Source organism: Mucilaginibacter sp., from assembly GCF_039207105.1.
Lineage (GTDB): Bacteria > Bacteroidota > Bacteroidia > Sphingobacteriales > Sphingobacteriaceae > Mucilaginibacter.
Genome location: NZ_JBCECK010000002.1, coordinates 78,799 through 101,160 on the forward strand (window position 1 = coordinate 78,799; position 22,362 = coordinate 101,160).

Below are 22,362 nucleotides of genomic sequence, written 5' to 3' on the forward strand. Positions count from 1 at the left end.
TAGTTACACAGCCGGGTATAAAACACCTTTACTTTTTTGGTACAGGTACAGCAAGTAGTGAATATGGAATAAGTGGCCGGTACTTTTTTTAAGCTCACATTCATTTTGAACCTGGCCCCAAAGCAGCATATGGCTCCCTAAATTGATGGTTTTGATGATGCTGATCTCCTTATAACTGTTAACCCAATCAGGTACATAAAAGCCAAACTGTTCACTTTCAATTACTTTAAAAGGCAATTTTTCAACCGGGGGTGCACCACTACTATGATGCGATCCGAGTTTATAAATAGTGTCTTTATATTCAAAAGGCACTTCTGAAACTATTATTTTACCGGTTTGAATGATTTTGGCAAGAGCAGTGTTGGTATGCCTTAAACCAAATACATATTTATTTCCCGGCTTTATCTCCCCCAACAGATCCATTGGGAAAATATTGTAATAATCGCCCTCTTTAAATGATATGATACGCACCCTCCGGGGATAACTGTAGGCCGATGAAAAAGCCTTCAATTGCTCAAAAGAAGTTTGAGGCTTTTTATAATACTTATTATAAAGCAATCTGGTGCTAAATAAATTAAGATGATGGATGCGGCCTGCTTTAACCTTTAGTAATACAAGTACACCTGCTTCATCGCTGATATTTTCAAAAAAATCAAGAGTTAAGGCAGCAATAGTCTTCTCTTTACCAGAGGCACTTACGGTTGTAAAAAACATGCTGTATCGTGCTTTTTGCAAATGTTTGATGTTATTTTGACCCGGTAACCATACACCAAAAACAGCCGGATTTAAACATAGCAGCCACTGATTTTGAGACACCTCGTATTCAGTTTCGTTGATCTTGAGGTATACTTTTTCTCGGATAATGTCTTTGACTGTTACGGTTGCATATTCGCGGATTTGTGTATCTCCAAATAATATCTGATTTATTGCACCTATCATTTTCGCGTAAAATGGAATAAAGTAAATTCAAACAGATTTTCGCTTGCATGCATATCCCAATCAGGCGCCGAAGCTTTTTTTATCTGTTCTGGTGTATACACGTATACAGTTTGCAAATGGTTGTTATAGGTAACATTTATTCTCAAAGGTTTTGAATTGACCAAGGCCCTTAAACCTTCTGCCAGCTTCCATCTTTTTGTTTTTTTATAGCCATGCTGCAGCATCAGTGCAAAAAAATGACCGCCCGGTTTGATGCGCTGCCCCAGATTTTTAAATAACAGATCCAGATCACCAATACAGTTTAAAACCGCGAAGTCAGACAGAATCGCATCTACCTTTGTATCAAACGGTGATTTATTGTGCCACTGCGAAAAATCAATCTGATCATTATTCAAAAATATGATCTGCTCTGGGGTCGCACCTTTATGATGTTCAATGGCCTTATTTCTCATTCCTTCAGACGGTTCACAAAAAACTACCTGATATTGATCTTTCACCAACCAATCCAGATCACGTCCGGTGCCACCTCCAAAATCAAGTACCCATCCATTTTTCACGGTATTCGTAAATTTTTCCCTGACACTTTTTCTTACCGTTTCGTTTGAGCTTTCCTTATCCAGAATAGCATCATAATCCGTTGCTATTTCATTATAAAAGGTGATATTTTCTTTGATAGTCCCTGATTTTTCTTCAATAATTTCTGAAGGCATGTTTTTCATTATTTATGTATAAAAATAGAAAAAAATAAGCATTTTTGAACGTATCAAGGCATATTTTAACCCTTAAATATGCAAGCGCGTGTTGTTATGATTTTTGTTTTTGTCAGCTATAATTATTCTCCAAACTTTAACTCGCCAGAGCGATGGCTGAAAAGAACCGAAAGCTATAATGGTTTATTGGATTGCCTGGCCCAAAAAAACAAGATGATCAGCTTGAAGCAGATAGATTATGAAGGCAAATACGAGCAGAATAGCGTTGAGCATCGTTTTGTAAAATTCAACAGCCAGCCAAAGCATATACATTGGCAATTAAACAATTACGTAAAGAACTTAAACCCCGATATTGTTTTTATCCAGGGTTTGCATGAGCCTTTGAATGTGATTCACTTGGGTATGATACTCCATAAAAAAACAAAGATCATAGCGCAGAATCATGCCGAAAAACCTGCTATCGGGCTAAAAAAATACGCGCAAAAATTTGCCGACAGGTTTGTCGACGCTTATTTATTCGCTTCAAAAAGTATGGGTATGGAATGGGTGGAAAAAGGCAACCTGTCATCGCCGCGAAAGATACATGAGGTGATGGAAGTATCATCTTTATTTTACCCGGTTGAAAGAGCTTTAGCCCTGACTAAAACTGGCATTACCTCCGCTCTTTCCTTTTTATGGGTTGGCAGGCTCAATGAAAATAAAGACCCGTTGAACGTGATCAAAGCGTTTCTTGAATTTGCTAATCTTTATCCGGAAGCTCGGCTGTATATGATATATCATACAGAAGAGTTGATGGATGATATCATGGCGCTTTTAAACAAAAATCCGGCTTATAAAGAGGCCGTTATCTTAGTTGGCCGTATACCTTACGATGATCTGTTATACTGGTACAATAGCGTTGATTTTGTAGTATCGGGCTCACATTATGAAGGCAGCGGCACAGCCATTTGCGAGGCCATGTCATGCGGGTGCATACCTATAGTTACAGATATATTCTCATTCAGAATGATAACTGATAATGGTAATTGCGGCATTTTATACGAGCCTGGTAACCAGGCCGCATTATTGAACGCGCTTAAACAGACCCAGCAAATGAATATTGCCGAACAGCGCGATAAAGCCCTAACTTATTTTAAAGCCAATCTTTCTTTTGAGGCCATTGCAGATCAGGTTCAGCAAATAGCCATTATTGCCGGCAAAGTCTAATTAAGCTGGAAGCATGTTGTGGGTATAACTCAATTAGCCCTGCAAGTGTCCCCATTTCAAATTCGCTAAATTCAAATCCAGGGGCAACCGCGCAACTAACCAGCGTAAAACCTTTGGCCGATTGAATTTCAGCAGCAAACCATAACCCGGCAGGCACTGCTATGGAAAAACTCCCGGTAGGTTCATCAGAAAGCTCATGGGTTATGAGTGCGCCTTTTTCATCTATTACATGAATAAGCAAAGGCTCGCCTTTATGAAAATACCAGATCTCTTCTGAAGCTATCCGGTGAAATCCCGAAAAATCTGTATTTTCAAGTAAATAATAAATGGAGGTACAAGCTTGTTTTACAGCAGCTGCACCCTCCCTTAACACATTTTGATTTGAGCGAAAAATCTCTTTGTAGTAGCCGCCTTCGGGATGTGGTTGTAGTTCAAGCGAGCTGATGTAATACCCGGCATTTTTTGTATCCATAGAAAAATCAAAAATGATTATTCAAATCTATATTAATTCAATTGCAAGTTAATAAAGTTGTACGCCTTTTTTCCGGTAATCTGCAAGCACATCATCAGCAGGCGCAAGATCGGTGATCAGGTAACTCACCTGGTTAAGCTGGCAAACGTTCATACGCTGAACCGAATTTAGCTTTTCGGCAATACACATGATAACCAATTGTTCAGACGCGTGTATCATAGCTTTTTTCAAATGCACCACATTCAGATCTGAATCGGTAACCCCATCATTCACCGAAATCCCGTTGGTACCTAAAAAGCACATATCAAACTTTATCTCGTTCAGGTAACTTACCACCTGCGATCCTACACAAACCTGCGAATCTTTTGAAAACTCGCCCCCTATCAGTATCACGGTTACTAAGGGATGATCTGCCAGCTGTAGTACAACAAGTGGGCTGATGGTGAATATGGTTACTGCAAGATCCAAGGGTAAAGCCTGCACCATTTCCAGTACGGTTGATCCTCCTCCGGTTAACACCATCATTCCGCTTTTAATTAAGCTAATAGCTTTCCTGGCTATCGTTTTTTTAGCTTCAAGCGCATACACATCATTATGCTGAAAGGGATAGTGAAAGGATTTTGCCAGAGCCCCGCCATGCACCTTAACAATTTGTCTGGATTCATCAAGCTCTACCAGATCCCGGCGTATGGTGTCTTCAGATACATTTAAGGCAATGGCCAGATCGGCCGACAGCACTTTGTTATGCAGGTTTATTTGTTTAATAATAAAAGCGTGACGTTCTTTTTTAAGCATATATAAATTCAGGTTTCGGCAATATACCAATTAACGTTAATGTAATTTATATTAATATAAAATTGCAGGTATTTGCATTTTTTAAAATTAAATCGGCCAAATAGCGCATAAATCAAAATTATTTTTACATATCTTTAGCATTAACTTTACATAAATGCGGTTTCCTGCAAGATTCATCTGCATTGAATATCGGTTTAAATTAGCCCTAATTAATTTATTAGCCGACTACAAGCAATTAATAAATACTATATAATTAACTAATCAAGCATGAAAAAAAGTTTACTTTTTTTATTCCTGGTATTATGTTGTTGGGTTACGCAAACACTTGCCCAAACCCATACCATTACAGGAAAAATCACATCTGCAGAAGATGGCTTACCCTTGCCAGGTGTAAGTGTAAAAATTGTCGGCGCTACCGTTGGCGCGGTATCTGATGGTCAGGGTAACTACAGCATTAAGGCAAGCTCCGGCCAGGTTATCAGTTACTCTTTTATTGGTACCGTTAGCCAGCAAAAAACAGTTGGTGCAGCTACTGTTATTAATGTTGCCCTGCAAGCAGATTCAAAAATGCTGCAAGAGGTAAAAGTAACTACCGGTTTTGGTGTACAAACCCAAAAACGCGATTTAACCTCTCCCGTACAAATTGTTAAAGGTGAAGCCATTCAGCAAACCCAGCGCGAAAATATTTTAAATGCGCTGCAAGGCCGTGTAGCTGGCGCATCAGTTACCAGTACCAGTGGTAACCCAGGCGCTTCGGCATCAATTGTTTTACGTGGGGTAAACTCTATTGGCGGTTCAAACAGCCCTTTGTTTGTAGTTGATGGTATCCGGGTAAGCAATGATGCCGTTGACCAAAACTCACTGGCATCTGCCGGTGATAACCGTAGGGAAGATTTCACCAACCGCATAGCGGATTTTAACCCGGATGATATTGAATCTGTTACTGTGCTAAAAGGTGCCGACGCCGCGGCTATATATGGCTCATCAGCATCGGGCGGTGCTATTGTGATCACCACTAAAAAAGGTCATAACGGACCGGGTACAGTTACTTATGATAACGACTTTGGCTTCGCGACAGCATATCGTTTCCCTAAAATTCAGGATGTTTATGGCGTAGGTCAAAACGGGGCATCAAGCGGCATTGTACGTACTTTGTTCGGGCCCGCATACGCCCCGGGAACAAAAACCTACAACAACTTGCAGAATATTATGCAAACAGGGCATACAACCATCAATAATTTAGCCCTTGAAGGTGGGAACGAAACCACTACTTACCGGCTTTCCGCCGCTGTAAGGGATGCTACTGGGGTACTACCTGTAGCTTATAATGATAAAATTTCACTGCGTTTTTCAGGTACATCAAAAATCTCATCCAAATTAACCAGCAGTGCTTCATTCAACTATTTTAATATAGACAACCGCAAACTCAACAAAGGAAATTCCGGCACCTATATTAATGCGCTGGCATGGCCTACCAATGATGATGTGCGTAATTATTTAAATCCTGACGGTACCCGCAGGCTGATTTTACCGGCAAGCGTCTCAAACATTACTTCTGATGCTACCGTTGACTTTGATAACCCCCTTTGGGATGCCCATAACAACATCAGCCGCGATAAAACCAACCGTGCGGTAGGTAATATCGATTTATCATTTGATGCTACTTCATGGTTAAACTTAAGGGCTTTGGCCGGTATTGATTATGCCGGAACATCGGGCAATAACTTTGTGAGCCAATACAGTTCATCGTATCAAAATTCACCGCTAAATAGCTTTGCCGCTACAAGCGGTATAGCTACCGGTGGTATCATTGATAATTATACCGACAATAACCTGCAAATAAACGGATCGTTCTTTGCAACCGGTAAAAAACAATTTGGCGATTTCCGTACCACGCTGGCTGTTGGTGCCGAGGCTATCAGCAACCAGGATGAGATAAACGGTTTTTATGGCGAAAAATTCATCCAGCCCGATTTTAATAATATCAATAATACCACACCGACTACTCAGCGTTCGTCCGATTATGTTAAAAAGGTGCGTTACCTTTCAGGCATTGCCAGGCTTGGTTTAGTGTACAAAGAAATGCTCACGCTGAATGCTACGGCACGCGAAGAGTATTCATCTAAACTATCCGGCACACGACAAGATCACTACTTTTATCCATCAGTAGGTGCCGGCTTTATATTTACCGAGCTACCCGGCTTAAAAAACAACTCCTTTTTATCATACGGTAAGATCAGGGCATCTTATGCCGAAGTTGGTAAAGACCCTGCTGCTCCCTATAAAATATTCTCGACCCTGTTACAGCAAACTACTACCGGCGGCGGCTTTGCTTACGATGTTACCGGCAACAACCCCAACTTACGCCCGGAAAGGGATAAAGAGCTTGATTTAGGTGCCGAGCTCCAATTTTTCAACGGCCGTTTAGGTGCCGATATCAGCTATTATCAGGTAAAGGCTACTAACCAGATCTTTAACCCGCGTATCAGCTATGCATCTGGCTATGTATTGGAATATCTTAACGGCGGCGAAGTTAAAAATCACGGTATAGAGGTATCTTTAACAGCTATACCCGTTAAATCAAAAGATTTTAACTGGGATGTATTACTGAACTTTACCGCGGCACGTGGTAAAGTAATTAGCCTGGGTGGTTTACCTGAGTATTATAACTCCGATACCTGGATCTACTCCAACGTACGTTCAAGTATTTTTCCGGGCAGCAGCACCACCAACATCGCGGCTTATGGTTATTCCCGTAATAACAAAGGCCAGGTGCTGATTGACCCAAGTAGTGGTTTACCTATTAGTAATGTAACTTTTGGTGTTGCCGGCGACAGGCAACCGACTTATAGCATAGGTTTGGGCAACCATTTCAGCTACAAAAGCTTTGACCTTAACTTCCTGTTTGATATCCGTAAAGGGGGCGATATATTTAATGGTAACGAACTTTTCATGACCAAATATGGTTTGAGCGAACGTACACTAAACCGTATGACACCTGTTGTTGTGCCCGGAGTGTTGAAGGATGGAAATGAAAACTCTGCAAACCCAACTCCTAACAATATACAGGTTACACCTAATACCCAAAACAATTACTATGTTAACAGTATTGATGCCGACTTTATTGAGCATGATATTAACTGGGTAAGGTTAAAGGATGTTACATTAAGCTATCGGCTACCGCAATCATTATTAAGCCGTCAAAAAGTGCTTAAATCTGCCAGCATATTTGTAACTGCTACAGATGTATTCCTGATCACTAACTATTCCGGAGCTGACCCAGACGTAAGCGGCACAAACGCATCCACTTTAGGAACCGGCGCGGCCGGGTTTGATTATGGTACTGTACCAACGCCCCGCGTAATTTCTTTAGGCTTAAGAGTGAAGTTATAAAAGTAAATAACATGAAAAAATTCAGATATACATTACTGGCAACACTTGCGCTGTTATCGGCAAGCAGTTGTAAAAAATACATTGACGTAAACACCAACCCCAATGCTCCTGTTACAGCCGATGCTTCGGCACTGCTGCCGCCTATACAGGCCGGCATGGCCCGTGGTGTTTGGTTCGATAGCCGTTATATTGGTCAGTACGCCCAAGTTTGGGGCTCGTCTGCCGCCAACAACGTTTGGGATGAAGAAGGTTATCTGCCTGCAACAGACAATAACGGCGAGATGTGGCGTACTGTTTACTTTAGCCTTGGCCAAAACATAACCCTGTTATGGCAGGATGCATTGCCTAAAAAGAAGTGGGATTATGTAGCCGTAGGCTATGCCTTACGTGCCTGGGGATGGCAAACCGGTGGCGACCTGTACGACCATATGATTGTTAAGGAAGCTTTTGACCCCAGCCGCTTAACTTTTGATTATGATGACGGATCTGTAGTTTACGCCGAAGTTGTAAAAGATTGTCAGATAGCCTTAAACTACATGAACCTGGCTATCAAAACCGATGGGCAAACCATATCACCAACATTAGCCAAAGGTGACTACATGTATTATGGCGATCGCAAAAAGTGGATAAAATTTATTTATGCCATTTTAGCTCAAAATGCCTTGCACTTAAGTAATAAGGCATCTTTTAGCCCGGATAATGTAAAAAAATATGCTGATAGCTCTTTTGTAAACAATGGTGATAATGCCAGTGTAGAATGCAAGGGTTCACAATCCGGTGATTCCAATTTCTGGGGACCATCACGTGGTAACATCGGCGCATATAAACAATCGGACTTTATTGTTCGCTTACTTGATGGACGAATTTTTACAGGATCAACTATACCAAACTATACTTTAGATCCCCGTATCAAACAAATCATCTCAGCGAGTAAAGATGGCGTTTACCGTGGTGTTATAGGTACCAACGGCGATCCAAACGCGGTTGATGCCACCACGCTGGTTCCTTACCTGTTTGGCGATGGTGTAACAACTTATCCCACTACCGCTCCTTTCGGACAACGGTACATTTATAATGACAACTCACGGGGCGTTTTAATGACCTACTCTGAAATTAAATTTTTTGTAGCAGAGGCAATGTTTAAAAAAGGTGATTTAGCCGGTGCCTATGCCGCTTATCTTGATGGGATTAAGGGAAGTTTAGATTTTGTGAGCAATCCGCCGCAGGCTACAGCATTAGCCGGTAACCAAAAATTTATAACGGATGCGGCTATTACAGCATATCTGCAAGGTCCTTGTGTAAAACAGAGTGCCTCAGCCTTAACATTGGCCGATATTATGCAGCAAAAATTCATCTCGCTATATGTATGGGGCTCTCTTGAGGCTTGGGCTGATGAACGCCGCTATAACTACGATACCAATATTTTTCAAGGCTTTAGTAAACCAGGCACACTTTACCCTGATAATGGCGGCAAACAGGTTTACCTGGTAAGGCCACGTTATAATTCAGAGTACATATGGAACGTGCCCGCGTTAAAAACATTTGGCGGCTTAGACCCTGATTATCACACCAAAAAGCCCTGGTTTATTTTACCTTAATTCTCTCATAAATAAGATATATGAAAAAGACATTTTATATCCTTACATGCCTGCTTTTGGTTGCAATAGCAGGTTGTAAAAAATATAACATTAAACAACTGGGCGATCCGGCAACGGGTGCACAGCTCAGGTTTGTACAAGCCATACCCGGCCTGCCTGCTGTTGACGAGTATGTAAATGATAAAAAGATAAGCCCGCAGCAAAGTCTTGGTGTAACCGATGATTCAAAGCCTACATCGGTTACAACCGGTATTGCTTATCCTTCGGCCTTTAACACCGCCATACAGTTTGGAGGCCTTTACCCTGGCGGCACTTCAGTTAATTACGCTGCAGTAGCCACAGGTAATGCGGCTATTAAAATTGCTACTTCAACTCCGGTGCCATTATTGGTAAGTCCGCAAACGGTAGCACCAAACAATACTGTTGTAAGTTTATCACAGTCATTGGCTGAAAGAGGCACCTACACCCTTTTCACTATTGGCTACCCTGATAAACCGGTTGCTATGTTTGTTGAAGATAAATTCCCGGTTGGTGATCCAACTAAGATCTATGTAAGGTTTGGCAATTTTATCCCTAACAGCCCTGCACTTGATGTTACCGGCGTTTACACTGCCGCGGGTACCACAACTGCTACCACCTTAACCCCGTTTACAAACATAGCCGCCAATAATTTAACTGAGTTTATACCAATTGACGCCAATACTATAGGCACAACAGGGTACACCTTTCAATTATTTTTAGCAGGCACAACCACCAAGGTAGGCACGGTTACCAAAGCTATTAATATGACGCCAGGCAAGTATTATACCATTATGGCCAATGGTTTATATAGCGATTATGTAGTTGGCAGCACAGGCATTACGTTAAAAGCAACCGCGAGGCCCACCAAACCTACAGACCCTAATACTCTTTTACCCGAAATATATTTTAACCCGCCGGGTATAAGTTATTTCACAACTAAATAAGATTCGATACCTAAACCTATAAACAAAAATGCCCTGCTTGTATAGGGCATTTTTGTTTACATGAAATGGTAATTGATAGTATTTTATTGTGTAAAACCTGTGATACTTTTTAACTGTAAAGCATCTTTTTTGCACAAAAAGATCATCAGCGCCTTTCAAATACAGCTAAATATTTTTTAATAACTATATTTGTGTTTAACAACATCTACTCTATGATCAAATTATTTGTCGGCGGCTTTCCCCTGGAAATGACGGAGCTTGACTTGGTGAAATTATTCAACCTGCATGGCGACGTTGTTACTATCAAGATAGTCAGGGACAAGAAAACCAAAATTTGCAAAGGCTACGCTTTTCTGGAAATGAAAGACCAGCAGAGCGCGGATAATGCTATCCTCGCATTGGATAATTACTTTATTGGCGACAGGCAACTAAGCGTAAAAATAAGAGAAGATAAGCCAGTGTTAACAAGGCCAAAAACTGGTGGCTTCAGCCCGAGACCAAGACCATCGCACTTTAAGCCTGGACAACCAACCGAGGAACCAAGAAAAAAGCGCCCGAGAAAGATCAATTAATCAATCTTTTACATATTTATTTAACTCATACCACGGTTTTACTGGTCTGTCGGCCGGGAAACCGTACTGCTTGCGGTATGCTTTACGTTCAGCGGTAAAATCCCACCAACGTTTACTTTCATCCTTGTGCTTAATGTAATGTACCAGCAATCGGTATGAATCTTCAACACAGGGATCGGCCCAGGTTCCACAATGTTTTTCAAAGGCGTCAAATAATTCTACAGCCGTTTTACCTTGCAATTGCTGTAATGAATAATATCCCTGATCTATCAGCTCCAGCGCAAAACCTATACCCAATGATGGAATACTTTGGAATTCCATCAGCGCGTTAATTTCTCTTGTTCTTTTAGTATCTGCCTTTATAATGGATGCTATTTCATCTGGTGCATAATCCGTTAATGATTTGATGCTTATTTTTTGCTCTTTAAGCAACTGCTTTTCTGCCGCGGTTAACTGTAATTGAATTACCTTTTTCATATCATTACTGAAGGATGAAGCGTTCTTTGTTTAAATCGTTCAGCCCCTCCTCTTGCAGAAAACTGCTTAAAATTGGTAAGGCTTTGGATTTCATTTAGTCGTAGCCTGCCGTATGGATGAGCTTCTAATTTATGCAGAACCTGAAAATCATCTTTTAACAGATCGCTTTTCTGTAACAGATTTTTATCCAAAGCATCCTTAATCAGTTGCGCCAGCTGCAGGTTGGCATAAATATGTTCAGGCTTTTTGAAATAGGCATCATTTAATCGCTGAAACTGTTCTCTTATCCAAATTCCCGCCTTATCAGATTTAACCACCATATAACCATCCTGTACCGACAGTTCGCTTAAAAAATTGCTGATATCGGCCTTATCAATCAATTTTGCATGATAAAGATCTCTTAAAGTATAATCCACACGGTCGGCGCACAGGTCTGGTAGTTCTCGTTCTAAAATAGTATAATGTTCATTGATAAGAATAGAAGTATCAAACCCATACTTTTTAAGGATAACCGGAATCTCCGACCGGTTTATCACCTCATTAAATATAGTTTCATGGTAATCTTCATTACTATGCTCAAATACATAATCGGCCACGTGCGAAAAAGCGGTATGTGAAACATCATGCAGTAAAGCGACTATCTGTTCTTCTATCCCACCTCCAAAAAATTTAACCAGGTACAAAACACCTAAAGAATGCTCATAACGGGTATGTTTAATTGCAGGATCAACCAAGAAGATAGCACCGCCCTGATGAACATTCTTCAACCGCTGCACCGGTGCCGATTTTATGAGGGCCTCCAACACAGGAGCTACCTCAAACTGACCGTAAATTTCATCCTCAATTTTCATCATAACATCTACATTATTCCTAAACCTGCATCTTATACAAACTTAATAAAAATCAATTAAAATACTAATATTTTTAGTATTTTAATTGAAATGACAATACTCTATTGCTACTCATTAAAAATAAACATGCAATAAACCAGCCACTTAAATAAAAAATAGATGTTTCAGTTAAAAAATCTGTAAGGAAGAAAGGTCACCTTCGACAAATAGGGAAAATACAAACATGAACTACCTTAAAAAAATGAATCACTGGGCAGCCATCGCGCTTTTGCCCTTAACACTTGCCGCTTGTAAAAAGAACAATGATAATACCCCTGTCGCAAGTAATCAGCAATCTACCATCACCGTTGAAAATGTTTTAAACTCTAAGCCCTTGGTTGAATCAGGAACATTTCAGGGTACAGGTTCTCCTGCTTTGATATTACCGGGACAGTCAGTGTCGATCCAGTTTTCTGCTGCCAAAGGCGAGGCGATTACTTTCGCTTCAATGTATGGTTGGTCGAACGATTTGTTTTTTGCACCTGCTAATCCCGGCATTTTAGTTTACGATACTGATGGCAAACCTATTGAAGGCGACGTTTCATCCCAGGTAAAATTGTGGGATAATGGTACACGTATCAACCAAAAACCAGGTGCTGCAGTAAACCATCCCGGTGTAGCCGATACTAAAAGCATAACCGAAGTTAAAGGCTCAGATGCTCAGGGCAATACTTACCTGCCTGCTTCTTCACTGGTTAAAGCTACTTTAAAGTATAATGGCAACTCGGTATTTACGCTTACACTGCAAAATACATCTGCCGGTACAGCAAACGAAACACCGCTTAGCCCGGGTGTTTGGGCAGTATCATACATTGTTGGCGGAACTTTACAGAACGCCGCTCCTTTATTTACCAGCGGACAACCTACTGCAAATGGCCTTACTAATATTGCAGAAGCCGGGGATAATACCGCGCTAAGCACTTATGCAAAAAGTATAACAGGGATTTTCACCCCTCTATCGCCTATCCTGGTTGTTGTTTATAATGGCATTGATAACCCTATTTACAAAACAGGTGAAAACGACCGGGCTCAGGGACTAAAATTAATAGCACAGCAAGGTAATGCCGATACACTTGCCGCCTACCTGAAAGGAAAACCGGGTATTAAAGCAGTGTACGTGCTCCCAGCTCCAAATACAAAGGTATTGCTACCGGTTATAGGCGCACAACAAGGTGGTATAGTTTCACAGCAGATAACTGTTGCTAAAGGCGATAGGTTAGCTATTGCTACCATGTATGGTTTTTCGAACGACTGGTTTTTTGCTTCTACTGATAATGGTGTTGACGCTACTATGAAAGGCGATATTTCAACCAGCATTAAACTATTTGATGACGGTACAGCTATTGACCAGTTCCCGGGTGCTGGTATTACCCAGTTTAACCTGGCTGGTACACCTTTACAGGAGAGCAAGCCCATTAATGCAGTTCCAAACCCGAATGCATTTACTACGCTACCTGATATTCAAAATATCATTAAGGTAACTCTTAAATAATTAAAACGAACAAGCCGGAGTATTTACACCGGCTTGTTCGTTTAATAAGGCTAATTATTGCTGTACAATAGCGTTGAAATATTTATAACCCAACTGAAATGGTGCAATATCATAAGGAGTTGAACCATCCAATGTAAGTTGCGACATAATTTTGCCCAGCAAAGGAATAAACTTGGCTGCCCAGCCAGTTCCGTAGATCACGATATTCTCGTACCCTTCTACATTGTCCGGCGCAAAGTCAAGTACCAATTCCTTATCCTTAATGTTACTCAAAGCAATTAGGCAGGTTGAGGTAAACTCAGGTTCGGGTGATAGCCCTTCCATATATTTTTTAACCCATTCAGCTGTAAAGGCCAGCTCCTGCGGATTTGGCTTACCTGTACGCTGGTTAGGATCTGTAAGTGGTTTGATCACGAAATCCGGAGCTACACGTATGTAACCGGGGTAATCCCAGTCAACCCCGGGAAAGCCATAAAATTGGTTACCGTTATCGCCCTTAGGGTTCTGAAAAACAAACCAGGTTGGATACTGGATCTCAGGTTTCAATTTTTTGAAATAAGCTGATGACATTTCCCAATAGGTAACGTTAATATCAAAACCGAGCAGGTTTAGTACGTCGTTAATATAAGGGCCGGGCGTAAGTACCAGTTTTTCGGCTTCATACTTACCATGAGGTGTGGTGATATAGAACACTTTATCCTTATACTGAATATCTGTAACCGGCGAGTTTTCCTGTAAGGTTACCGATTCATGCTTTTTGTTTAAGCTTAACAGTGTTTTCAGGGTAAGCGCCAGATCAATAATTGCACCATCAGGCTGAAAAAGCCCTTTATAGGTTACCGGCAGGTTTTTAAAATGATACTGTTTTTCTACTTCAGCCGCAGAAAGAGCTGTGTATTTTACCTTCTGTTTTTGCAGTGATTTTTCGGCCTCGCCTATGTTACCTTCGGTTGAATGTACAGAAGGGTCACCAAACCAAAGGGTACCAACGGTATCTAAAAGCTTCTCTCCTGTTTCGGCTTCTAATTCCTTCCAATAAGGTAAAGCTTCTACAGCCATCTTTACCATGTATTCCTCAGGATAAGGAATACGGAACTGGCGCGAGTAGCCTGCCGAACTACCGTCCTGGTTCAAAAATCTATATTTTTCAAGCACCAGTGTTGATGCCTTTCTTTTACCCAATTCATTCGCGGTAGCTAAACCAATTGATCCGCCGCCGATAACTATAACATCATATTTTGTTTTCATATTTCAGCTATTTGAATATTGTTTACCATCCTAAATAATAATCAACAGGCAACCACACCGGGCGCTCCATTTCAAAATATTTCTGCAGCATTTTTTCTGCTACGCAAAACGCGCCCTCAACCCAGCCTTGCTGATCTGAATAAGCTTCGCCGCAGATGTAAATATTTTCATCCGGATTAGGTTTACGCATAAATTCCATAGTTGCCTTTACATCATATGCAGCTTTCCAGGCATGGTAACCTCCGCCAAACGGATCATCGGCCCAATCTTTATATAAAGCAACATACGGGTCTGGGATGCTCTGATCACCATGCAGTTCCCTTACCTGGTTCATGGCCTCGGCTATCATCACTTTAGATGCTTTGTTTTTAATATCCTGAATTGCGGCAAGACTCATGAAACGGGTTGCTTTGGGTTCAAACCTTTCCGGGTGATTGTCATCCAGCGCTTTCCAGAAGGTTACGGTTTGCATATCATTGTAGCTGGCCAAAAACATAGAGTGTGAATCATTAGGATCGGTACCAAAGTAATAGCATTGGCGCATAGGTAAATCAGTAATGGAATGACCGGATGTAGCATTCAATAACTCTTTCCACCACGGCTCTTCAAAACCCATCAGTAATTTAAATGAAGGTTCCATAATTACCGATTCCATATAATATTGTAAATCTTTGGTCTTGAACAGAAAGCCATCCTGATCAAGCAGTTCCAATGAGCGCCTTGGCATACCTAGTATCACCTGATCAGCATATACATTCCATTGCGTATTGGTTGCCTTATTTAAAAACACCAGCTGATATTTTCGACCACTGTCTGCTTTATTGATGGTAAGCAGTTGGTTTTCTGACCATATAGCGGCATTATCAAATTTCAGGTAATGATAAGCCAGCGCATAAGCTATCAGGTCATAACCGCCATCAATGGTTTTGTAAGTAACCGTAGCGCTTGAAAAGTCGCCCACCATATACGGGAAAGCTTCTGCCGCGTTCCAGTTAATAGTGTTGGAATAATAACCTCCGGCTACATCTAAAAATGTATATCCTTCTTCAGATACCTGATCTTTAACTAGGTTCCAGAAACCAAGATCGTTAACTTTCAAACCTTCATACGGCCCGCTGAAGCAATAGGTAAGGTTGGGTTTAATGTCGTCCCAATTCTCGCTGGTTAGTTTAAATACATAGTTATATTTAGAAGGATTAGATACCTTACCATGATATTTTGACCTAAACCAAGGATCGGCAACCAGTACATCATATATTACTTTGTTAAATAACTGATCGGCGCTAAAGCCTTCGTCGTCGTCATTCAGGTAGTAACGGGTTTCGAGTTTTTTTCCGTGTTTTTGGGCTTTATCCCAGGCATCGGCATGAAAACATTGTTTGCGCAGATACAGCAGCAGATCGGCTGGATCTCCCATTGGAAAATCAACATGCTGCAGATCGGCAGCGAAAACATCTTCAATCAATTTGGTAACTATTTGTTGCGAATCCAAATAGCGCATACCGCCAAGTTCGCCGGTAATAACCATTCCAGGCAAAACTACCGATTCCAACCTGCCGGCAATACGGTCGCTCATTTCAAATATTTGCACCTGCTTGGGAGCTTTGCCACTGGTATCGGTCTTGAACCTGTAGGCCGAATAAAGGCCAGATACACCCGCGCCAATAATGGCTACATCAAGGTCTAATCCGTCCTGATAAGACGTATTTAGGCTGATGTCTCTAAGATTTGTGTTGCTATTCATTTTTTATGGTATATAGATGATTAATTGATTATTATAGTATTTATTAAAACCTATAACCATATCAAACAATATCCATAAATAGCCTGGGGCAGGCCACTTGAAAAGATGGTCATCATGATAAGGTTTGGTTCAATTTCTATGTAGATATTAAATAGAAACCGATACTAAAATAATAATTAAATCTTAACCAATAGAAAATAATTATTTCATTTCAATAAAATAATAATAATTACCCATTAAGTTATGGTGGGTTAAATGCTTAATTTTTATACTTAACCATAGGAATACCTTTATAACCGCAATTTCTCCATACAAATAGAGCCCCGGCTAATGGTTGTTTAAGCAATTCAGCTTCCGGAATATCTTTTCGCGCGGTAGTAATGTATAAGTCATTCAACTCCTCACCTCCAAAAGTGCAGGAAGTTACATTGGCTACGGGCAATGGAATTTTCAAGAGTTTTTCGCCGGTTTTGGGGTTCCAGCGTGATACCTGCCAACCGTTCCAATGAGCTATCCAAAGCATCCCTTCTTCATCTATGGTCATTCCATCGGGATAGCCGTCCTCCAACGGTATCGTGATAACTGATTCGGGATTAGTTATTTCACCGCTTTTCTTATCATAATCGTAAGCCATTACCTGGCTTGTAGGTGTATCTATAAAATAAAAAGTTTGCTCATCCGGGCTCCAGGCCATACCATTTGATATGGTTGTATTAGTGATCTTTTGGGTGACTGATTGATCAGCCTCCAAAACATAAACGCTGCCTTCATCTGGTTTTTCCAGATGCGACATGCTGCCCACCCAAAACCGGCCTGCCGGATCACACTTACCATCATTAAACCGATTTTCTGCTAAATGGGATTCGGGCGAGGAAAATATATTTATTTCGCCGGTATCTCTGTTTATAGTACCTAATCCACTTTTTAAACCAGCCAAAAAATGATCGTCCTCACGAATAGCGATGGAACCAATTAATTGATTAATATTGATCGTTTTTAACGAGGAATCTCTCACCCTAAACTCGTGTATCTGCCCCTTCAAAATATCTATCCAGCAAATAGACTGGTGCTCATCGTCCCACACCGGCCCCTCGCCTAACATGCAAATATGATCTGCTACAACAACTTCTACCATGACATCAAACTATTGCGGTTCAAAGCCAGACAGATCACACTCCAATGCTTCACGGTGCCATTTCCCCGTATTAGCGGCCGCGTCATATGTAGATTGTAAAAATTGCATCAAAAAATCCTCCGGGTTGGGCGCGTTGCGTACATCTTCATAAGTGAGGATGAACTCGCCCATCGCCTCACTATATTGAGCCTGTTGCGGCATTACCGGCTGATCTTTAAAATTATCAGGAGTGGGATAACAATAAGAGTAAAACGACGGATGAGGAAAACTATCACTACCCGGCCAAAAACCACAGCTGCTTACCTCGTGCGAATAAGCTTCCTGCATTACTTCTAACGACATGTTCGGTGCTCCTCCCGGATGTTTAGGCGCTTCCCTGCCCGAAAAACGGGTCACGGCCAGATCAAAACCTCCCCAGAAAAAATGTACCGGACTACATTTGCCATTAAACCTGGCTCTGAATTGTGTAAAAACAGCTTCGGCCTTTACTAATGCCTGCCAGAACAGGTTAATTTGTTCCGGCTGATAAACAAAATGTGTTTCGTCCTCAGCAAATGGGATGGCTACCGGTATTTCATTTGGTTTGGCATAAATTTCAGCATCAATATTCATCAGAGCCAGCTTTTCAAGCAGTTCCTGATAAAAACTGGCAACCGAACGTTGAGTAAGCGTAATCTGCTGCCTGGGTGCAGTACTTGAAGTAATGATTAGCTGATGGGCTATAAAATCAAAATCAATCTGGAACAAACCATTCTCATATGGAATGCTCCCGGTTGTTAATCCCGTAGGCGAAACATAAAGTGTAACATGCCAGGAGTGGTTTAACCAGGGCATTTTCACCAGCCTGATCTTGCCTACAATTTGAGTCCACAGGTGTACAGTAGTCAGTGTATCTTTCAGGTCTTGATATTTAAGTTCGGGCCAGTTCATAAGCAATGATTTATATAGGGTGTAACCATTAATAACTCTTACTGTTTGGTTTACAATTCAACTATAAATATCTTATTATTTCAGTTATAAACACTATTGTTATTTGTTTTTTATAGTACAAACCGGTAACACTTATTTTACAACATTCCTGTTTCAATTTTATTACATTAGTGTTTATGAAGCACTTATATGCATTGTTTTTTCTATTAGTATTTGGGTTAACCGCACCGGCACAACAAACGCAAAAGCCTATGTTATATGGCAGTAGCTGGATGGCTGTTACCGGCAAACCGATGGCTGCTACTGCGGGCGCAATGATATTTCAGCAGGGTGGTAACGCGGTTGACGCGGCCTGTGCCATGCTTGCCGCCACCTGTACCATGTGGGATACCTTAAGCTGGGGAGGCGAAACACAGGCACTCATCTACAATCCTAAAACTCACAAGGTTATTGCCATTAACGCTATGGGCGTAGCGCCTACTGGTGCTACCGTTGCATTTTTTAAAAGCAAGGGTTATAATTTTCCACCAGAGTACGGGCCGCTGGCCGCAACCACACCGGGCACACCGGGTGGCTTAATTTACATGTTGGTGCATTACGGCACCATGAGTTTAGGCCAGGTATTGGCACCAGCCATGCATATGGCCGCAGGCTATGCCATAGAAGCACAGGCCGCTAACACCATTGAGCGCGATAAAACCATGCTGAAACAATGGCCATACAGCAAAAAAATATTCCTTACCCACCTGGGCGAACAACGTGAAGCACCTGAGCCAGGCGAGATTTTTGTGCAGAAAGATCTGTTGCAAACACTTACCAAAATGGTAGATGCGGAGAAGGCCGCGCTAAAAAAAGGTAAAAGTCGTCAGGATGCGCTGATGGCCGCTTATGATTGTTTTTACAAAGGCGAAATTGCCAAAGAATTTGTTCGCGGCTGCCAGGAACAAGGCGGCCTGATTACCATGCAGGACCTTGCCAAATGGAAACCTATTGAAGAAGCACCCCTAACTATAAATTATAAAGGTATTGATGTATACAAATTACAGCAATGGACACAAGGCCCTGTAATGCTGCAGGCTTTAAACATACTGGAAAACTTTGACCTTAAAGCAATGGGATATAACAGCGCAAAGTATATCCATACACTTTACCAGGCTATGAACCTTTCTTTTGCCGACCGTGATTTTTATTATGGCGACCCATATGCCAATCCCAGTGAGCCTATTAAAGGCCTGTTAAGTAAAGCTTATGCCAAACAACGTGCCGCGCTTATTCAATATAATGAAAACGATCAGCATATTGGCCCTGGTGACCCCTATCCGTTTGAGGGAAAGCAAAACCCTTACATCAAACTTTTAAAAGACAGAGGGTTTGAAATGGATACAACCAAAAGAAATTTTGCTCCTAAACATGATTTGGGTAAAGTGAACACACCCGCAGATCTGTATCATGACCGGCTATGGAGAGGGACCACCTCTATTGAAGCTGCTGATAAAGACGGCTGGGTGGTTTCCGTTACGCCAAGCGGCGGCTGGCTACCGGCCTGCATTGCCGGCAATACCGGCATAGGTATGAGCCAACGTATGCAAAGCTTCGTACTTGATTCGGCTATAAACCCTTTCAATGTTGTAGCACCGGGTAAAAGGCCGAGGGTAACACTTTCTCCTTCCCTGTTTTTAAAGGATGGGAAACCATTTTTATCTGCAGCGGTACAGGGTGGTGATACGCAGGATCAAAACCTGATACAATTCTTTTTAAACGTTGCCGAATTTGACATGACCGTGCAAAAAGCTACAGAAGCTCCAAATTTTAATACCAACCAGCTATGGCTTTCATTAGGTGGCACAAAAACCGCCGACCGTGAACCTAAGCCCGGCCAGATATTGTTAAACAGTAATACCAAAGAGCCTGTACGCGATGAGCTCAAAAAAATGGGTTATAAACTAAGTTTTGAGGACAGAACGAGCGGGCCTATCAATGCCATTTATTTTGACTGGAAGCACGGAAGTTTTCAGGGCGGATCAAGCAATCACGGCGAAGATTATGGAATAGGCTGGTAAGCAATAAAATATAACGATGCACTTGAATGGCTTATGGATCTCACGATCTGTAAGCCATTTATATTTTTCAACAATTCTTAATTTCTGCATGGAGTGAAATGGCTGAAAATGTATTTTTGCGACCTCTAAAACAGGTTTATTATTTTATGCCAACTGATCAAACGTATTCCCTAAACGGAGCTGATCTGCTTAAGATCGCCTCTAAATATATTTTACTGGTAGAAAGCCGCAGAAACCTAAAAGGTCGCTGCCCGTTCCATGCCGACCAGGGTACATCATTTATGCTATCGCCCGAAAAGAATATTTTTAAATGCTTTGGCTGCGGTAAAGATGGTGGCCCTATTGAGTTTATCATGTACCTGGAAGGCAAAACACGAGAAGAAGCGATACAGCAACTGGCAAAATTTTAAATTGATTTATCAAGCCCCCAATTCAATCACTATAAACAAAAAAGGAGCACGGTAACCGTACTCCTTTTTTAATATGTAATATTCCTTACCTTAGTTTTTCACTGCCAGATCCCACCATAAGCGGGTTCCGCCATTATCGGGGCCTCCTAACAGGGCAACTGCTTTTTGAACTTCCGCAGCGTTGCTGTTATACTCATCCTGTGAAAAAGGTAACCTGCGGATAAAGCCTGTTGTACTGATAGTACCCTGGCTATTATTTACCACTACAGGCATCAAAACAGGATAATTCGTTCTTCTGAACTCAGCCCAGGCCTCGGCACCATCAGGCCATAAGCCTAACCATTTCTGGGTGATGATACGTTCCAGCTTTTGCTGATAAGTAGCGCCATCGTCCCATTTAATAGTTGTTTTACTTAAATATGGCGAACCGGCTGGCACATCATTAACGGTACTTACCAGATCTTTAAACGGCGCTTCTGTACTGGTTGCATCTTCCAGGTAATTACCCAAAGGCACGTTGTTATGCTGGAATGATAAGGTTATACCCTGGTTATAAAACTGCATGGCAGAACCACCTGCATTCCATCCCCTTAAAGCTGCTTCTGCACGTAAGAATGCTACTTCTGATGCTGCCATTAATTGAATTGGTGTAGCCGCGTTGGTGTTGCCAAAATTAAGCAAACTTGCACCCGCATATTGCTGAGCAGAACTGATACTTACACCATTGCGTATGCCATGATAGTTACCGGTAGCATCAGGTACAAAATAAGATGCAATGCGCGGATCTTTAAAGCCTTTTAAGTAGGACTCCATTGGTGCACCCATGTTGATATCCTTATATTCATAAGTGATTGACCAAAGCGAGTTAGTGAACGATACCCCGTTTGAAATATGCACAAAAGCGTTATCATCATTGGTGGCTATTAAACCGTCGGGATCATTAATAGCGGCTTCACCTTCTGTTTTGGCCAAAGCAGGATTAACCATAGAAATACGGATAGCCAAACGCAGTTTTAATGAATTGGCAAACTTGATCCACTGCAGGTAGTTACCGTTATAAACCAAATCATAAGGTTTAACACGGGTAACATTAGGATTAGCCTTAACATACTGTTTTAAAGCCGTAATAGAGCTGTCTAACTGGGTAAAAAAGGTTTTATAAATAGTTTCCTGGCTATCATAAGGCGTTGCAAAACCACCTTTACCAAACTGACTGTACGGCATAGGGCCATAAATATCGGTAACCCTGTGCATACCTTCTACCTTTAAAATATTAGCTATAGCATAAAAATCAGGGTATTTTGCAGGTGCCCTTCTTGATACCTG

The 22,362-nt window shown here is 41.4% G+C and carries 18 protein-coding genes and 1 pseudogene; 8 read left to right on the top strand and 11 right to left on the bottom strand.

What is annotated here, in order from left to right; all coding sequences use genetic code 11:
• Positions 1–3: 3 nt before the first annotated feature.
• Together AAGC65_RS00875 and AAGC65_RS00880 are read right to left on the bottom strand one after the other, a co-directional pair.
• Positions 4–939 (bottom strand): hypothetical protein, encoded by a 936-nt coding sequence (locus AAGC65_RS00875; RefSeq protein WP_343110511.1) that lies wholly within the window; start codon positions 937–939, stop codon positions 4–6.
• The gene (locus tag AAGC65_RS00880; RefSeq protein WP_343110512.1) at positions 936–1,658 is read right to left on the bottom strand and encodes a class I SAM-dependent methyltransferase; all 723 of its coding nucleotides are present in this window, start codon (positions 1,656–1,658) and stop codon (positions 936–938) included. The genes AAGC65_RS00875 and AAGC65_RS00880 overlap by 4 nt, the downstream gene beginning before the upstream one ends.
• 69 nt (positions 1,659–1,727) lie before the next feature.
• Here AAGC65_RS00880 and AAGC65_RS00885 point away from each other — a divergent pair, with 69 nt between their 5' ends.
• A complete protein-coding gene (locus tag AAGC65_RS00885; protein ID WP_343110513.1) occupies positions 1,728–2,855 on the top strand; it encodes a glycosyltransferase family 4 protein in 1,128 nt (375 codons plus the stop codon).
• On the opposite strand, the gene AAGC65_RS00890 is transcribed toward AAGC65_RS00885, so the two are convergent.
• Positions 2,836–3,327, bottom strand: coding sequence for a cupin domain-containing protein (locus AAGC65_RS00890; RefSeq protein ID WP_343110514.1), 492 nt, complete (start codon positions 3,325–3,327; stop codon positions 2,836–2,838). The genes AAGC65_RS00885 and AAGC65_RS00890 overlap by 20 nt on opposite strands.
• Before the next feature lie 48 nt (positions 3,328–3,375).
• A complete protein-coding gene (locus AAGC65_RS00895) occupies positions 3,376–4,122 on the bottom strand; it encodes a DeoR/GlpR family DNA-binding transcription regulator (RefSeq protein WP_343110515.1) in 747 nt (248 codons plus the stop codon).
• Positions 4,123–4,389: 267 nt separating this feature from the next.
• On the opposite strand from AAGC65_RS00895, the gene AAGC65_RS00900 reads away from it, so the two are divergent.
• The 4 genes from AAGC65_RS00900 to AAGC65_RS00915 all read left to right on the top strand — a co-directional run bounded on the left by AAGC65_RS00900 (position 4,390) and on the right by AAGC65_RS00915 (position 10,650).
• The gene (locus AAGC65_RS00900; RefSeq protein ID WP_343110516.1) at positions 4,390–7,515 is read left to right on the top strand and encodes a SusC/RagA family TonB-linked outer membrane protein; all 3,126 of its coding nucleotides are present in this window, start codon (positions 4,390–4,392) and stop codon (positions 7,513–7,515) included.
• 11 nt (positions 7,516–7,526) lie between these two features.
• Positions 7,527–9,113 (top strand): SusD/RagB family nutrient-binding outer membrane lipoprotein, encoded by a 1,587-nt coding sequence (locus AAGC65_RS00905; protein WP_343110517.1) that lies wholly within the window; start codon positions 7,527–7,529, stop codon positions 9,111–9,113.
• Between the two features lie 20 nt (positions 9,114–9,133).
• Positions 9,134–10,078, top strand: coding sequence for a DUF4397 domain-containing protein (locus AAGC65_RS00910; protein WP_343110518.1), 945 nt, complete (start codon positions 9,134–9,136; stop codon positions 10,076–10,078).
• A gap of 212 nt (positions 10,079–10,290) precedes the next feature.
• Positions 10,291–10,650, top strand: a complete 360-nt coding sequence (locus AAGC65_RS00915; RefSeq protein ID WP_343110519.1) for an RNA-binding protein — start codon at positions 10,291–10,293, stop codon at positions 10,648–10,650.
• Here the strand turns inward: AAGC65_RS00915 and AAGC65_RS00920 are convergent, their stop codons facing one another.
• Both AAGC65_RS00920 and AAGC65_RS00925 read right to left on the bottom strand, forming a co-directional pair.
• A complete protein-coding gene (locus tag AAGC65_RS00920; RefSeq protein ID WP_343110520.1) occupies positions 10,651–11,127 on the bottom strand; it encodes a helix-hairpin-helix domain-containing protein in 477 nt (158 codons plus the stop codon).
• Complete coding sequence (locus AAGC65_RS00925) at positions 11,124–11,981, bottom strand: HD domain-containing protein (protein WP_343110521.1); 858 nt, start codon at positions 11,979–11,981, stop codon at positions 11,124–11,126. Before AAGC65_RS00925 ends, AAGC65_RS00920 begins: the two co-directional genes overlap by 4 nt.
• Positions 11,982–12,201: 220 nt before the next feature.
• Here AAGC65_RS00925 and AAGC65_RS00930 point away from each other — a divergent pair, with 220 nt between their 5' ends.
• Complete coding sequence (locus tag AAGC65_RS00930) at positions 12,202–13,509, top strand: spondin domain-containing protein (protein WP_343110522.1); 1,308 nt, start codon at positions 12,202–12,204, stop codon at positions 13,507–13,509.
• A 54-nt stretch (positions 13,510–13,563) separates the two neighbouring features.
• Here the strand turns inward: AAGC65_RS00930 and AAGC65_RS00935 are convergent, their stop codons facing one another.
• The 4 genes from AAGC65_RS00935 to AAGC65_RS00950 all read right to left on the bottom strand — a co-directional run bounded on the left by AAGC65_RS00935 (position 13,564) and on the right by AAGC65_RS00950 (position 18,566).
• Positions 13,564–14,757 carry an FAD-dependent oxidoreductase gene (locus AAGC65_RS00935; protein WP_343110523.1) on the bottom strand — a complete coding sequence of 398 codons (1,194 nt, stop codon included), beginning with the start codon at positions 14,755–14,757 and terminating at the stop codon, positions 13,564–13,566.
• A 22-nt stretch (positions 14,758–14,779) separates the two neighbouring features.
• Positions 14,780–16,501 (bottom strand): FAD-dependent oxidoreductase, encoded by a 1,722-nt coding sequence (locus AAGC65_RS00940; RefSeq protein ID WP_343110524.1) that lies wholly within the window; start codon positions 16,499–16,501, stop codon positions 14,780–14,782.
• A 259-nt stretch (positions 16,502–16,760) separates the two neighbouring features.
• Positions 16,761–17,636, bottom strand: coding sequence for an SMP-30/gluconolactonase/LRE family protein (locus AAGC65_RS00945; protein ID WP_343110525.1), 876 nt, complete (start codon positions 17,634–17,636; stop codon positions 16,761–16,763).
• A 9-nt stretch (positions 17,637–17,645) separates the two neighbouring features.
• Positions 17,646–18,566 (bottom strand): DUF5996 family protein, encoded by a 921-nt coding sequence (locus AAGC65_RS00950; RefSeq protein ID WP_343110526.1) that lies wholly within the window; start codon positions 18,564–18,566, stop codon positions 17,646–17,648.
• A 176-nt stretch (positions 18,567–18,742) separates the two neighbouring features.
• Here AAGC65_RS00950 and AAGC65_RS00955 point away from each other — a divergent pair, with 176 nt between their 5' ends.
• Both AAGC65_RS00955 and AAGC65_RS00960 read left to right on the top strand, forming a co-directional pair.
• Positions 18,743–20,626 carry a gamma-glutamyltransferase gene (locus AAGC65_RS00955; protein WP_343110527.1) on the top strand — a complete coding sequence of 628 codons (1,884 nt, stop codon included), beginning with the start codon at positions 18,743–18,745 and terminating at the stop codon, positions 20,624–20,626.
• 146 nt (positions 20,627–20,772) lie between these two features.
• Positions 20,773–21,036, top strand: a complete 264-nt coding sequence (locus AAGC65_RS00960) for a CHC2 zinc finger domain-containing protein (RefSeq protein WP_343110528.1) — start codon at positions 20,773–20,775, stop codon at positions 21,034–21,036.
• A gap of 90 nt (positions 21,037–21,126) precedes the next feature.
• Here AAGC65_RS00960 and AAGC65_RS00965 read toward each other — a convergent pair.
• Positions 21,127–22,362, bottom strand: a pseudogene (locus AAGC65_RS00965) (SusD/RagB family nutrient-binding outer membrane lipoprotein); the annotation flags it as partial.

Bases quoted from the DNA above. Each gene is read 5' to 3' on its own strand.
- AAGC65_RS00885 (WP_343110513.1), top strand. From the start codon at position 1,728: ATGCAAGCGCGTGTTGTTATGATTTTTGTTTTTGTCAGCTATAATTAT.
- AAGC65_RS00940 (WP_343110524.1), bottom strand. From the start codon at position 16,501: ATGAATAGCAACACAAATCTTAGAGACATCAGCCTAAATACGTCTTAT.
- AAGC65_RS00915 (WP_343110519.1), top strand. From the start codon at position 10,291: ATGATCAAATTATTTGTCGGCGGCTTTCCCCTGGAAATGACGGAGCTT.
- AAGC65_RS00900 (WP_343110516.1), top strand. From the start codon at position 4,390: ATGAAAAAAAGTTTACTTTTTTTATTCCTGGTATTATGTTGTTGGGTT.
- AAGC65_RS00905 (WP_343110517.1), top strand. From the start codon at position 7,527: ATGAAAAAATTCAGATATACATTACTGGCAACACTTGCGCTGTTATCG.
- AAGC65_RS00875 (WP_343110511.1), bottom strand. From the start codon at position 939: ATGATAGGTGCAATAAATCAGATATTATTTGGAGATACACAAATCCGC.
- AAGC65_RS00935 (WP_343110523.1), bottom strand. From the start codon at position 14,757: ATGAAAACAAAATATGATGTTATAGTTATCGGCGGCGGATCAATTGGT.
- AAGC65_RS00930 (WP_343110522.1), top strand. From the start codon at position 12,202: ATGAACTACCTTAAAAAAATGAATCACTGGGCAGCCATCGCGCTTTTG.
- AAGC65_RS00955 (WP_343110527.1), top strand. From the start codon at position 18,743: ATGAAGCACTTATATGCATTGTTTTTTCTATTAGTATTTGGGTTAACC.
- AAGC65_RS00910 (WP_343110518.1), top strand. From the start codon at position 9,134: ATGAAAAAGACATTTTATATCCTTACATGCCTGCTTTTGGTTGCAATA.
- AAGC65_RS00895 (WP_343110515.1), bottom strand. From the start codon at position 4,122: ATGCTTAAAAAAGAACGTCACGCTTTTATTATTAAACAAATAAACCTG.
- AAGC65_RS00920 (WP_343110520.1), bottom strand. From the start codon at position 11,127: ATGAAAAAGGTAATTCAATTACAGTTAACCGCGGCAGAAAAGCAGTTG.
- AAGC65_RS00890 (WP_343110514.1), bottom strand. From the start codon at position 3,327: ATGGATACAAAAAATGCCGGGTATTACATCAGCTCGCTTGAACTACAA.
- AAGC65_RS00880 (WP_343110512.1), bottom strand. From the start codon at position 1,658: ATGAAAAACATGCCTTCAGAAATTATTGAAGAAAAATCAGGGACTATC.
- AAGC65_RS00960 (WP_343110528.1), top strand. From the start codon at position 20,773: ATGCCAACTGATCAAACGTATTCCCTAAACGGAGCTGATCTGCTTAAG.
- AAGC65_RS00945 (WP_343110525.1), bottom strand. From the start codon at position 17,636: ATGGTAGAAGTTGTTGTAGCAGATCATATTTGCATGTTAGGCGAGGGG.
- AAGC65_RS00950 (WP_343110526.1), bottom strand. From the start codon at position 18,566: ATGAACTGGCCCGAACTTAAATATCAAGACCTGAAAGATACACTGACT.
- AAGC65_RS00925 (WP_343110521.1), bottom strand. From the start codon at position 11,981: ATGATGAAAATTGAGGATGAAATTTACGGTCAGTTTGAGGTAGCTCCT.